This is a genomic window from Emticicia sp. (assembly GCF_049241225.1).
Lineage (GTDB): Bacteria > Bacteroidota > Bacteroidia > Cytophagales > Spirosomataceae > Emticicia.
Window position 1 is genome coordinate 1 of the sequence record NZ_JBMLRC010000256.1, and the last position, 13371, is coordinate 13371.

At 37.9% G+C, this 13371-nt stretch carries 10 protein-coding genes; 2 read left to right on the plus strand and 8 right to left on the minus strand.

The annotated features are described in order from the left end of the window. Positions 1-178: 178 nt before the first annotated feature. The 8 genes from ACOVO2_RS13860 to ACOVO2_RS13895 form a co-directional block, all read right to left on the minus strand. Positions 179-859, minus strand: a complete 681-nt coding sequence (locus ACOVO2_RS13860) for a response regulator transcription factor (protein WP_421770552.1) — start codon at positions 857-859, stop codon at positions 179-181. Between the two features lie 91 nt (positions 860-950). Next, a complete protein-coding gene (locus ACOVO2_RS13865) occupies positions 951-1190 on the minus strand; it encodes a hypothetical protein (protein ID WP_421770553.1) in 240 nt (79 codons plus the stop codon). Positions 1191-1303: 113 nt separating this feature from the next. Then, entirely contained in the window at positions 1304-2677 is a 1374-nt protein-coding gene (locus ACOVO2_RS13870; RefSeq protein WP_421770554.1) for an ATP-binding protein, read from the minus strand. 122 nt (positions 2678-2799) lie between these two features. Further along, complete coding sequence (locus ACOVO2_RS13875; RefSeq protein WP_421770555.1) at positions 2800-5898, minus strand: efflux RND transporter permease subunit; 3099 nt, start codon at positions 5896-5898, stop codon at positions 2800-2802. Positions 5899-6031: 133 nt separating this feature from the next. Continuing rightward, positions 6032-7138 (minus strand): efflux RND transporter periplasmic adaptor subunit, encoded by a 1107-nt coding sequence (locus ACOVO2_RS13880; RefSeq protein ID WP_421770556.1) that lies wholly within the window; start codon positions 7136-7138, stop codon positions 6032-6034. 41 nt (positions 7139-7179) lie between these two features. Next, entirely contained in the window at positions 7180-8436 is a 1257-nt protein-coding gene (locus tag ACOVO2_RS13885; RefSeq protein WP_421770557.1) for a TolC family protein, read from the minus strand. Between the two features lie 276 nt (positions 8437-8712). Beyond that, complete coding sequence (locus ACOVO2_RS13890) at positions 8713-9396, minus strand: response regulator transcription factor (RefSeq protein WP_421770558.1); 684 nt, start codon at positions 9394-9396, stop codon at positions 8713-8715. A gap of 105 nt (positions 9397-9501) precedes the next feature. Beyond that, positions 9502-11076: a DUF5723 family protein gene (locus ACOVO2_RS13895; protein ID WP_421770559.1), complete on the minus strand. Its 1575-nt coding sequence runs from the start codon at positions 11074-11076 to the stop codon at positions 9502-9504. 148 nt (positions 11077-11224) lie between these two features. On the opposite strand from ACOVO2_RS13895, the gene ACOVO2_RS13900 reads away from it, so the two are divergent. Together ACOVO2_RS13900 and ACOVO2_RS13905 are read left to right on the plus strand one after the other, a co-directional pair. After that, positions 11225-12655, plus strand: a complete 1431-nt coding sequence (locus tag ACOVO2_RS13900) for a circularly permuted type 2 ATP-grasp protein (protein WP_421770560.1) — start codon at positions 11225-11227, stop codon at positions 12653-12655. Between the two features lie 110 nt (positions 12656-12765). After that, on the plus strand, positions 12766-13320 hold the full coding sequence (locus ACOVO2_RS13905) for a DUF6580 family putative transport protein (protein WP_421770561.1): 555 nt from the start codon (positions 12766-12768) through the stop codon (positions 13318-13320). Positions 13321-13371: the final 51 nt, after the last annotated feature.

Below are 13371 nucleotides of genomic sequence, written 5' to 3' on the forward strand. Positions count from 1 at the left end.
TAAAGAGTGATTAAAAATAAAAACGAGCAGAAAACGAAATATAAGTAATAAGATTCATATAATCGACAATTCTATAAATAGCTAAGAGGCTGTTTATAAGCCCATTAACTTTCTGTGGACTTGTCGACTATTGACTGTAGACTACTTAAACAACTGGATATCAGCAATTTAAAACCAGTCATTCTTTTAAGATATACCCCATCCCGACGATAGTATGAATAAGTTTTGGAGAGAAATCTTTATCAACTTTTTTACGAAGAAAATTGATGTATGTGTCAATTGTATTGCTGGCTGGGTCGAGGTCGGTATCCCATATTTTTTCGGCAATATCTACTCTCGAAACCACTCGATTGTGGTTAATCATCAAGTATTCGAGTAGAGCGTATTCTTTAGCAGTAAGTAAAATATCTTTGCCTGCTCTCACAACGGTGCGAGCCGTTAGCTCGAGTTCTAAATCAGCAACTTTCATCATGTTTCGCTTTACTTGGTGCTGCACCATTGCACTACGGCGATGCAAGGCGTTCAACCGCATCAGAAGTTCTTGAAACTGAAATGGTTTCACCAAGAAATCATCAATGCCGGCATCAAAACCTAAGGCTTTATCATCGAGCGTACCCATGGCGGTTAGCATCAAAATTGGCGTATTTTGCTTTTCGCTTCTGATAGTTTGAGTCACGTCATAACCATTCATTTTTGGCATGTTCACATCCATAATGATTACGTCATAATCGTTATCAAAAGCCATTTTGAGACCCATTTCGCCATCTTTAGCTATTTCTACTAAGTGTGTGTGTTCTTCAAGTCCACGTTTGATAAACTCGGCCAAACGGAGTTCATCTTCTACAATCAATATTTTCATAAAAGTTCTAAAATAAATGAAGCAAGGTATGCTTGATACCTTGCTCACAAGTTTTGTGCGTGAGTAACAAAGTTACATTACAAATAATCTTTTATTTGCTTTGTTTAGCTTCTTTTTTTACTTCCTTCGCTGCTGCACGATGCATTGCTTTCTCCTCTTTCTTGGCGGCTTTATGCTCCTTTCTAACTTCATCGGCAGCTTGACGCTCCGTAATGCGGTCTTCTTTCTTTCCGAGTCTTGCAATTTTTTTAGAAGTTTCTGGAGTAGTTTGTGCAAATGCACTTGTGGCGAAAATGGCTACCATTGCGGCCAACAAAATATTCTTTTTCATACCTTTAAAAATTTAAGAATTGACTCATCCAAACCACTGTTTGGCTTTGTGATTCAAAAGTAATTGGTGGTACTTAATGGTATTTCAAACGAAAATTAAAACTCAGTTAAAACTCAATAAATATTTTTGATAGGAAACTCAACCGTAAATATAGACCCCACTCCTTCTTCTGACTGAACCGAGATTTTTCCTGCGTGAATCTCCACAATACGTTGGGTAAGCGGTAAACCTATGCCATGCCCCGAAATTTCTTTTGTTTTTTCGTTTCGGTAGAATGCCTCAAAAATATGTTCGGTTTCTTGCTTAGTCATTCCCACACCTTGGTCAATAAAATCAATTTTCACTTTGCTACTATCATACGAAATCTTTGTTTCAACTCGCTTATTATTACTGTATTTACAAGCATTTTCCATTAGATTTCTGAAAACTAACACCAGCAACTCGGCGTTTCCACTGACAATCATCGACTCGTCATTATCAGGAATTTGGTCGAATTCGATATTAATATGATATTCTGGTTGATTCTTCTTGACTAAATCCGAAGCAGCCCAAAGTACTTCATCAACCCTCACTTCAGTAAACGGCACCGATTGAGCATCGGCATTCATACGAGCCAACTCAAGCAAGCTATTTACTAAGCTTATCATATTATTGATATCGAGTTGAAAGTTCTCAACGGTCTGCTTGTATTCTTCAACGCTACGCTCTTTCATGAGCGTAACTTGGGCATTTCCGAGCAAAATCGACAATGGTGTGCGAAGTTCGTGCGTTACGTAAGAGACAAAATTGCGTTGCTGGGTATAAGCATAATCAAGGCGGTCGAGCAAATCATTGAAAGTATGTGCCATTTGACCAATTTCGTTATCCAAATTAGATTCAGGAATACGTGATTGCAGGTTTTTACTCGAAATCTTTTTCATCCGTTTAGCAATTTGGCCAATCGGTTTTAAATCTTTTCTGATGTAATACCTGGTAGTAAGCGTAATGATACTTATCAATAAAGCTGAGCCGATAATAAGAATATAAAGCAAGTTGCGTTGTTTATTGAACCCCGATAAATCGTAGCCTGCTGCTTCTATGATTAATAGCTGTTTGTATTTATTATTGCGGCTTAAAAACAGGGTTCGCTCATAGCCGTCTTTCTTAAATTCGACTTCGTGTTTGAAAACCTCTTTTCTAAGCTTATCGGTTAGGTGCGTAACGGCATATCTTGATTTGAAAATAACAGTGCCAGTCGAGTCATAAATGACAAATTGCTCTTGGGTATAAATATTTTCTTTCATATCATCCAAAGTCCTGACGTCTTCACCGCTCAGTCCTTTATCAATAATCATTTTTTCTAACGTAATAGCGTTGTTTCGGAGATAGAGATAAAACTCGTTTTCTCGGAAATTGCTATAAAAAAGATAAATATTGGCCGAAAATAAAATGAGAGCAATACTCAAAATTGTCGGGATTCGGATGGTTTGTTTATCAACAATTTTCATTGGAATGCTTTGTGAAGCAAATCGGGCAACAATGCCTTCAATTCGCAGTTATAGGATACAAAGTAAATAAACTTGCGACAGCTATCAAACAAATGGGTCGAGCAAGCTCAACCCATTCGGTATTAGTTCTCAGTTAATTTTTCTCGATAAAATACATAGAATATTATCGGGAATGCCAGCAAGGTCAAAACGGTGGCGGTTATCAAACCTCCAATTACGACAATAGCGAGTGGTTTTGAGGTTTCTGAACCAATTCCCTTTGAAATAGCCGCTGGAATCAGACCAATGGCAGCCATCATGGCGGTCATGATTACTGGGCGAATTCTGGAAACCACACCTTTTGTGATAGACTCGCTCAAGCTCATTCGATTATGTAGGTTCTTCTTGAAAACCGAAATCAGGATTACGCCATTTTGAATACAAATACCAAACAATGCAATGAACCCAATACCTGCCGAAATACTAAAGTTTGTACCCGAAATGAGCAAAGAAGCGATTCCGCCAATGATTGCAAACGGTACATTGACAAGCACAATTCCAGCATCTTTGATATTGCCAAACAATACAAACAATATCAAGAAAATGAGCAATAAGCTAACTGGCACTACTTGAACGAGGCGGTTAGTGGCACGTTGTTGATTCTCAAAATCGCCCGCCCATTTCATCGAATAGCCATTTGGTAACTTTACGTGAGCATTTACTTTTTGTTGAGCCTCTGCGATGGCACTTCCCATGTCACGTCCACGAACTGAGAATTTTACGGCATTGAAACGCTGGTTAGCTTCACGGAAAACCAAAATTGGTCCAGTATTATAATAGATTTTGGCAATTTCTTTCAACGGAATTTGTGTGTTATTCATCGTCGGAATCAATAAATCGCCAATTTCAGAATCAGATTTGCGATATTCTTGTTGGAACCTGATTCTCAAATCAAATTTTCGTTCGCCTTCATAAATCTGAGTTGCAGCTTTTCCACCAATCGCCATCTCGATAACGGCCTGAGCATCACCTTTTTGAATGCCATAAAGTGCCAATTTATCTTCGTCAAGTTCAATTCTGAGTTCAGGCTGGCCTATGTTTTTAATCACGCCCAAGTCTTCGATACCACGCACGGTTGCCAACTGATTATATACTTCTTTGGCTTTTTTCTCCATCAATACAAGGTCTTGACCATAGATTTTCACGGCAATACTACCTTTCACGCCCGAAACAGCTTCTTCTACGTTATCCATGATTGGTTGCGAGAAGTTGAAGTTTACACCCGTAAATTTCTTCAAGCGTTCTTGCATCTGAGCAATGAGTTGTTCTTTTGAAATATCTCTTTTCCAGTCTTCTTTCGGGAAAATATCTACCAAAAATTCAATATTATAAAATCCAGTAGGGTCTGTTCCATCGTTTGGTCGGCCAGTTTGCGAAATCACACCTTTTACTTCGGGAAAACTTCTGAAAACCTGACGCATTTCGTTGGTATATCTTACCGACTCGTTGAGGGCTATATTCATTGGCATACTGGCACGCACATAGATTGAGCCTTCGTTGAGTTCGGGTAAAAACTCTGAGCCTAAAAACTTAAAGTTAAACAAGCCAACCGCTACAATAATGGCCGTCACGAGAAGGGTTTTGCGTTTGTGCAAAAACACAAAATTGAAAGCTTTCATTACCCATTTTTCGATGAACAAAACGAAAGGATTATGTTTTTCACGAACATTCTTTTTCAGTAAAATACTGGCCAAAACAGGCACAAGTGTGAGTGTAAAAATCAAGGCACCGAGCAAGGCAAAACCGAGCGTCCAGGCCAATGGTGAAAACATTTTGCCTTCTACTTTTTGAAACGAGAAGATTGGAATCAAACAAGTAATGATAATGAGTTTTGAAAAGAAAATGGCTTTTCCCATTTCGGTACCAGTTTTGCGAATGATACCGAGTTTTGAAAGCTTGTTATATCTTTCCATGCCAATTTGGTGAGAAAGATTATCTAAAACCACAAAGATTCCTTCGACCATTACAACCGCCCCATCGACAATGATTCCAAAGTCAATCGCTCCCATTGAGAGCAAATTGGCCGACATTCCTTTCAGACGAAGACAAATAAATGAAAACAACAATGCTAAGGGAATAACGATTGAAACCGTAACGGTTGTACGCCAATCGGCCATGAACAGAAACACGATACAGGTTACAAACAAGATACCTTCGAGCAAATTGTGGGTAACGGTGTGCGTAGCAAAATTGATGAGGGTTTCACGGTTATAAAACGTATTGAGTTTTACATCTTTCGGCAAAATTGAGGTGTTTAGTTCTTCGATTTTTGCCTTAACATTCTCAATCACTTGGCTTGGGTTTTCACCTTTTCTCATGACAACGATACATTCAAGCACATCGTTTTGGGCATCTCTACCCGCTTGTCCGAGTCGTGGTAAGGCCGATTCGGTTACGGTAGCTACATTTTTAACCGTAATAGGTACTCCATTAGCACTTTTGATGATAATTTTTTCTATGTCGCTTACGCCTTTGAGCAAACCAATGCCTCTGACTACATAGGCCTCAGAGTTTTTCTCGATTACATCTCCACCAACATTGACATTTGAGTTGGCAACTGCTTGATAAAGTTGGAGCGGAGTAACATCATAATCAGCCAATAAATGCGGGTTGGCACTAATCTCGTAAGTTTTTACTTCACCGCCAAAACTCACTACATCGGCTACACCTGCTACACCTTTTAACTGACGCTCAACTACCCAATCTTGTAGGGTTTTAAGTTCTTTTACACTGCGGTCTTTGCTTTCGAGTGTATATCTGAAAATCTCGCCAGTTGGGCCATAAGGTGGTTGAATATCAGGGTCAACACCTTCGGGGAGGCTAACGCTTCCGATAAGATTATTGATTTGCTGACGAGCAAAAGCATCATCAACTCCGTCTTCAAACATTACTTTTACGACCGACAAACCAAAAACGGTCGTTGAGCGAATATCAGTTTTTTTCTGAACAGGATTTAAGCCAATTTCGATAGGAATCGACACGAATTTCTCGACCTCTTCGGCACTTCGGCCTGGCCATTGTGTAATAATCGTTATCTGGGTATTGGTTACATCGGGAAATGCTTCAATCGGTGTATTTTGATAGGCAATCCAACCGCCAATTACTGCCAAAAGTGTGGCAAAGAAGATAAAGTATTTGTTTTTGAGGGAAAATGAGAGAATCCCTTTGATAAACTTATTCATGACGCTCCTTATTTATTTTGATAGTACAAAGGTGTCGTGGGTATCTGAAAGGAGTTTTAAGGGAAGATTAAAAAGGTATTAAAAGGCAAAAGCCCCTTTCGAGGCTTTTGTGAATAAAATATAAATGGTCTGTTCACTGATTCAAGGCCTGAAATAGTGTAAGTTGATTTTCGATAATAACAGGAGTATTTACGGCCAAACCACTGCTTATAAATGTTTTATCGCCCACGGTTTTATAGACTGTTATTGGTTTTATGGCCAGTTGGTCGTTTTCTTTCACCACAACATAGTTTTGATTATTATCAAATACTACTGCCTTACTCGGTACAGCCAATCGTTGCTCGGTTCCGCCATATTCGACCAAAATATTAGTAAACATCTCGGGTTTTAACTGAAAATCTTTGTTTGTAAGTTGGATTCTTACTTTCTCAGTCTTGTTCATTGGGTCGAGCGTATTAAAGATTTTATCAACTTTGCCAGTATAGATTTTATCTGGAAATGAGATAGTTGTTATCTTGGCTTCTTGACCTAAATGTACGTTGGCGATATCAGACTCATAAACATTGGCCATCACCCAAACTTGGTCGAGATTACTGATTGTAAATAAATTTTCGGGGTCATCGCCTCTCAGCTCCATTCCTGCTGCGGCAGTTTTTTCTACAATAAAACCATTGGTAGGAGCTTTCATGATATATAACATTCCTTTTCCACCCAAAATACTCTTTCTTTCGGCCACTCGGTTTACTTCAGCTTTGGCAGTTTCTACACCTTCTTTAGCAGCCAATAATTCTTTTTGCGACGACAATCCCGATTTAGTCATGTCTTCTGATACTTGAAGGTTTTTCTGAGCTACTGATAAACCACTTTTGGCCGCAATGGCTTGTTGCTCTAAATCGGCTAAATCGCCACTACGAATTACTGCCAACACCTGGCCTTTGGTCACGTAATCGCCCAGTTCAACTTTTACATCCTCGATGTGTCCGCCAACCAAAGGAAAAACTTTAACTACACCATCTTGGTCGAAGGTTATTTTTCCTGTAAGATTCAAAACTTGATTAACAGTTTTCATTTCAGCAGGCTCGGTTTTGAGATTTTTGTAAGTTTCGGCATCTAAACTTAGCGGTTTGTCGGCTTCGTTTGGTTCTTGTTTAGCTTGACTCTCTCCGCAACCCGTCATGGCTGTCGAAAAAATCGACACCATCAATAGGCTAATAGACAATGTTTTCAATGAATTTTTCATGATTTTATTTAGGTTTTATCTTTTCTAACTTGAAGAAATTTTTAGTTTAAAATTGTTTTACCAACTACATAATTGAGGTTCTCAAAAGCCGAAACTCTATCATTTTGGAGTTGATTATACTGAAGAATGGTTTGCTTGTAAGAATCGAAAAAGTCGATAAATTCGACAACTGTGATGTTTTGTTTGCGGTAATTATCAAGCACTCCACCGATGAGTTTCGAGAAGTCTTCGCTAAATTTACCGTCAATCGTTTTGGCAACTTCATCGGCCTGATGTGCTTTATGATAAGCATTTTGTACTTCTTTCTCGACCTTCAACTGATACGAATTTTGTATATTTTCGGCTTCTTGAATTCTTATCTGTGCTGCTTGAATGTTTCCTTGATTTTTATTGAAAAGTGGTAGATTCATACTCACACCTACCCCAACATAATTCTGTACGTAACCACCATTTCGGTCGTATGTCATCTGAAACGTTAGGTCAGGCTTACGATTAGCCATCTGTAATGATAAATTACGTTCTTCGATTTTTTGTTGGGTAAGTGTACTTTTCAAATCATAGCGATTTTCGGAGGCAATATTCCATAAATCACTGATGGTGAACTTATTAATATCGGCATTATTAATTTGTCCTTCTATGATTGGTTGAATCAGATAGTTGTTTTTCGCTCCAATCAGAAAGCCCAAATCTCTTTCGTCATCAAATCTCTGTTGGATGAGCGTTTGTTTTTCGGTATTTAAAGTAACCAAATACGCCTTTAATCTTGCTAAATCTTTGAGCGGCACATTGCCTTTATTGTACTGCTCCTGATAAGCACTGAGGGTTTGTTGCAGCGAAGACATTTCCTGCTCATACATAGCCAATGCCTGATTGGTAAAATATAAATCATAAAAAGACGAACGAAGTTGATATTGAAGATTACGAACTAATTCTCGAAAACTATTTTCGGCTTGTTCGGTATTGGCCTGTGCCAACGAAACTGCCTTTTGGCGTTTTTGAGCGACTTGCAATAAATATTGAAATTGAACAATCTGTTCGGCATTGCTCTTTCTCAAACCACCCAATTCTCGGCTTTGTGAGTTATATGGCATGTGTTCAAAATAAAGGTTCGGATTTACACGCAAACCCGCCTGAATTTCGTATGCTCGACCCTCAGAAATACCCAGTTTTGCAGCAATTAATTGTAGGTTTTCTTGTAAAAAAGCATTTTCGGCTTGATTGAGCGAAATCTTGAGTGTATCGTTTTGTGCCGATACTTTGAAACTCAAAAGGAGTAAAACAAAAATCAATTTTTTCATCGCATTCTTTAATTTTGATGCGGTAAAATTGGTCTTTGAATATCAAGTCGATTTTAAAGGAATATTAAAAAAAGATTAAAAGAAAAAAACTCATTAATTGAGTTCGTTTTTGTACAAAAAAACACGTCAACTAATGAGTTAAGTAATAAGATTGATATAATCGACAATTCTATAAATAGCTAAGAGGCTGTTTATAAGCCCATTAACTTTCTGTGGACTTGTCGACTATTGACCGTGGACTACTTAATTATTTTATTATGAGTAAGTTAACAAACACTAACCTTTCATCATATAGCCTCTACCAACTACCGTATGAATGAGTTTTGCTGAGAAGTTTTGGTCGATTTTTTTACGCAAAAAATTCACATAAACATCAATCGTATTGGTACCTGTATCGAAATTTAAGTTCCAAACTTTTTCAGCAATTTCGATTCTCGAAACTACCTTACCGCTGTTTCGCATGAAAAACTCCAACAACATAAATTCTTTAGATGTTAGTGGAATTAATTGTCCACCTCGGCGGGCATTTTTTTCATTTAGGTCTAATTCTAAATCGGCAACTTGAAGATTACGCTTGAGTTCGTTTCCTTCTCTCGAACGGCGGTAGAGAGCATTGAGGCGAGCGATAAGTTCTAAGAAATCGAAAGGTTTCACTAAATAATCATCCGCTCCCGAATCAAAACCCAACAATTTATCTTGTGTAGTTCCCATAGCAGTTAAAATCATTATGGGAGTTTTGATATGTTCGGCACGAAGCCTTTTGGTGAGTTCAATTCCACTAATTTTGGGTAGATTGACATCAAAAACCATGAGGTCATAGGTGTTAGATAGTGCCAAACTTCTACCGATTTGCCCATCATAGGCCACATCGACGAAAAAACCACTTTCTTCTAAACCTTTTTTTACGTATTCTGCCAAACGTAATTCATCTTCAACCAATAGGACTTTAATCGCTGCCATATTTTTTTAATTTAATCTAACTTACATTTTTCAGTCGTAAAATTGAATGGCAGAGTATAGTGTGTTATAAAATTAAGATTAAAATTTGATTAAAAAGTTACCAAATTATCGAATCTTATTCCACCTTCTCTTTTGGTTTCTTTTATTAAAAAAATTTCTCAGATTATCACGAAGACTTGGTAGTTGCTCAACATAACAACCATTGGGGCTAGCAGGTAGTCTGCGGTAGATGGGCAAAAAAAGGCCGAAATAAGCACTGATACCGCGTGGATTACCAAAATTTAAAACTCCACCTAAGTTCTCGGTTCCTATAAATAATGGGCCTACTCTCCCACTTAATCCAATAGTCAGATTACGGTAGCCATTCTGTAAGGCAATTGGCATTGCCAATTCATAAATTTTGGATTCAAATCGAGGAATAAATGCAATCATTGAAGGTTGGGTCATTCCTAGTCCTTTGGTGTTTGTTAAACTCTGAATCCATGTGGTATTCAGATAAATTTTTTCTGAAAACTTATAGTCAAAGTTTGTAGATAAAGCCAACGGCAAAGAAGTTTTAAATGAAGATTGATAATCAGTGTCGCTCAAACCAAAAGCAGTGTTCATTTGATTATAAAGACGATTGGGAGAATCTATTTTATTAAAAGTTCCGGGAGGAATCAAAACATTTGACTCAGCTATTTGGGTTACTTTTACATAATCTGGATTACTATAATTTATTGCCCCGATATCAACCAATGCCACACTTATTTTATAAAGATATTTATTTTTTGTGCCATCCATTCGCCATTTTCCATTGATTTTCACATCGTATTTATCAAATTCTGGACGAAATTCATACACAGCACCAATATCAAAGCCGTAGCCAATTCCTGCTGGTAGATTGCCAAATAGCCATTCAGGACTAAAACTTAACATTTGAAATGCCTCACTATTAGTTGTGCCGTAGGTACCAACAACATTTTTGAATAATAAATTTTGCCGTAGAGGCCTGCCTGCAACTTCATCTATTCTAAAATCTACATCAGACGCTAGATAATGAATATTCATAACTCCATTGAGTCTTTTAACCGTTAAACCAACTTTAAAAAAATCTTGGTCTTGTTCCCGAATCACAGCCCCGAGTGTCAAGCCCATTTCTGTAAAACCATTGAGATTTAAAGAAAAATGATTATCATCTTGAGAGACTCCGTATAAACTAGGCATGAATGTACCATTCACCATTACACGAGCCACCTCGGCGGTAGTATTATTTAGGTTTATAAGTGTCCTAAATCTTGAAGTCAGCCCAATAGCAAATTGGGCTTTTTCGAATGTGTAAATTAATGATGGTCCTTTGACATCAACCGCACCAAACGCCGCCGAATTAGGCTTATTTTGGGCTTCTTTGATGAATGTTTTTCTGAAACCTGGTAAGCCATTAGGTGCTCGGTACTGATCCGGAACTGTATTAGTCACTAATCCAATAAACGAATATGGAGCGGCCCATGCGGCATAATTATTAATAAAATCAACGTTTGCTCCGCCCACATTCAAAAAAAACTTGTATCGAGAATCGGCAACATTGGCAGGATTCGACGACAATCCGTAAGTGCCTGCATAATTACTTGTCGAAATTCCAAGCCATTGTTGAGCATATATTGGAGAAGTCAGAAAAAAAATACAAACAAAGATTCTCATTTTCGGCGGAAAAGGACAGTTATTGGTTAGGCTCCATGATTTAATTTAAACGGTCTACAAAAGTAAATAATTATAATCAATAGCTTTTGTTTTTAAACATATTAATCCTATTTTAGGATTTCAATTACTCAAAGACCAAAGAAAACGTATGAATTACAATTTTAGTAACTACAAAACCGATAATTTCTTCGATGAAATGATTACACCCGAATCGAACCCTCGTACGGGAAATCAGCATCTTAAAAGCACGATTGAAAGTCTTGCTTTCGAAAATTTGAAGAATAAACAAAAAGCGGCAGAACGTTCGATGGTCTCGGCAGGTATCACATTTAATGTTTATTCTGAAGATGGCGGAACGGAGCGAATTATCCCAATTGATATCGTCCCTCGAATAATAGATTCTCAAGAATGGGACAATCTTGAAAAAGGCTTAGTACAGCGAATTACTGCTCTAAATTTGTTTTTACAAGATATTTATAATGAGCAGAAAATTATTCGTGATGGAATAATTCCCCGTGAGATCATCGAATCGAGTAAAGGTTTCTTGCCCGAGTGCAAAGGGCTCACTCCCCCAAAAGGCGTTTGGATTCATATCACAGGAACTGACCTTATCAGAGATAACAACGGCGTTTTTACGGTTCTTGAAGATAACCTCCGCTGCCCGTCGGGTGTATCATACATGCTCGAAAATCGTGAGTTATCGAAGCAAACTTTCCCTGATGTACTATCTCAGACTAACGTTCGTTCGATTTCTGAATATCCAGCTAAACTTCTTGAAGTTTTAAGCTATATTTCCGGTCGCCCCGACCCTACCGTGGCAGTACTTACACCCGGAATTTATAACTCTGCTTATTTTGAGCATTCATACTTGGCTCAGCAAATGGGCGTTGAATTAGTCGATTACCGAGATTTGGTAGTAGTTGGCGACTATCTGAAAATGCGAACAACAAAAGGTTTCAAAACTGTAGATGTGTTGTATAGAAGAATAGATGATACATTCTTAGACCCAAAAACCTTTAACCCGCATTCATTGATTGGTATTCCGGGTTTATTTGATGTCTATAAAAAAGGAAATATTGGTTTAGCCAATGCCCCAGGTACGGGCGTAGCTGACGATAAAGTTGTTTATGCTTACGTACCACGAATCATAAAATATTATTTAGGAGAAGAAGCCATCATTCCGAATGTAGAAACTTATTTGTGTGGCGAACCAGATTCGATGAAATATGTACTCGAAAATATCGAAAAACTGGTAGTAAAAGAAGCCAACGAAGCAGGTGGCTACGGAATGTTGATTGGCCCGAAAGCCAGTAAAGAAGAACATGAGAAATTTAGAGGCTTGATACAAGCAAACCCAAGAAATTACATTGCCCAACCAACAATCTCGCTTTCTCGCAGCCCTTGTTTAGTTGAAGATGGCCTCGAAGGTCGCCACGTTGACTTACGTCCATATATCCTTTACGGCGATGGCATTCACGTAACCCCAGGTGGACTTACTCGTGTAGCCTTGAAAAAAGGGTCTTTGGTAGTAAATTCTTCACAAGGTGGTGGTAGTAAAGATACTTGGGTCTTAAAATAATGATGAATTATTAATGATGAATGATTAATGAGTTGTATTTTTGCATTAAATTTCATTCTACCAACTTTTTAATCAATCATCATTAAGCATTTAACATTAAGTATTATAAAATGAATATTACACGTTTTTCAACATTAGTGGCAATCGTAATTTTGGCAGCAATGGCCAGATTTATTCCACATCCATTTAATTTTACACCAATTGCAGCTATTGCGTTGTTTGGTGGTGCGTATTTTACCAATCGTTGGCAAGCAATTGCTGTACCAATGGGTGCCATGTTATTGAGCGATACAATCCTCGAAATAACCACTGGTTGGGGTTTTCACTCGGGAATGTACATTGTTTATGCAGCTTTTGCTTTAGTATCGGTTGTAGGAATGGTTTTACTGAAAAATGTAAATCCTGCACGTGTGATCTCGGCATCATTAATCAGCTCATTGATTTTCTTTCTGATTACGAACTTTGCATTTTTATATCCGGAATCAGCGATTGCTGACCAAAGTTTAGGAACTTATCCTCATAATCTTAGTGGAATAATTGCTTCCTACACCGCAGGTTTGCCATTTTTGAAAAACCAAATCTTAGGTGATTTATTCTTTTCGGGAGTGTTATTTGGAGGATTTGCCTTATTACAAAAACGTTTTGAAGCTTTGAAAATGGCCTAAAATCAGAATCATTCAATAAAAAACGAGCGTGTTATCAATGATAGCACGCTC

Bases quoted from the DNA above. Each gene is read 5' to 3' on its own strand.
- ACOVO2_RS13885 (WP_421770557.1), bottom strand. From the start codon at position 8,436: ATGAAAAAATTGATTTTTGTTTTACTCCTTTTGAGTTTCAAAGTATCG.
- ACOVO2_RS13895 (WP_421770559.1), bottom strand. From the start codon at position 11,076: ATGAGAATCTTTGTTTGTATTTTTTTTCTGACTTCTCCAATATATGCT.
- ACOVO2_RS13870 (WP_421770554.1), bottom strand. From the start codon at position 2,677: ATGAAAATTGTTGATAAACAAACCATCCGAATCCCGACAATTTTGAGT.
- ACOVO2_RS13905 (WP_421770561.1), top strand. From the start codon at position 12,766: ATGAATATTACACGTTTTTCAACATTAGTGGCAATCGTAATTTTGGCA.
- ACOVO2_RS13900 (WP_421770560.1), top strand. From the start codon at position 11,225: ATGAATTACAATTTTAGTAACTACAAAACCGATAATTTCTTCGATGAA.
- ACOVO2_RS13865 (WP_421770553.1), bottom strand. From the start codon at position 1,190: ATGAAAAAGAATATTTTGTTGGCCGCAATGGTAGCCATTTTCGCCACA.
- ACOVO2_RS13875 (WP_421770555.1), bottom strand. From the start codon at position 5,898: ATGAATAAGTTTATCAAAGGGATTCTCTCATTTTCCCTCAAAAACAAA.
- ACOVO2_RS13860 (WP_421770552.1), bottom strand. From the start codon at position 859: ATGAAAATATTGATTGTAGAAGATGAACTCCGTTTGGCCGAGTTTATC.
- ACOVO2_RS13890 (WP_421770558.1), bottom strand. From the start codon at position 9,396: ATGGCAGCGATTAAAGTCCTATTGGTTGAAGATGAATTACGTTTGGCA.
- ACOVO2_RS13880 (WP_421770556.1), bottom strand. From the start codon at position 7,138: ATGAAAAATTCATTGAAAACATTGTCTATTAGCCTATTGATGGTGTCG.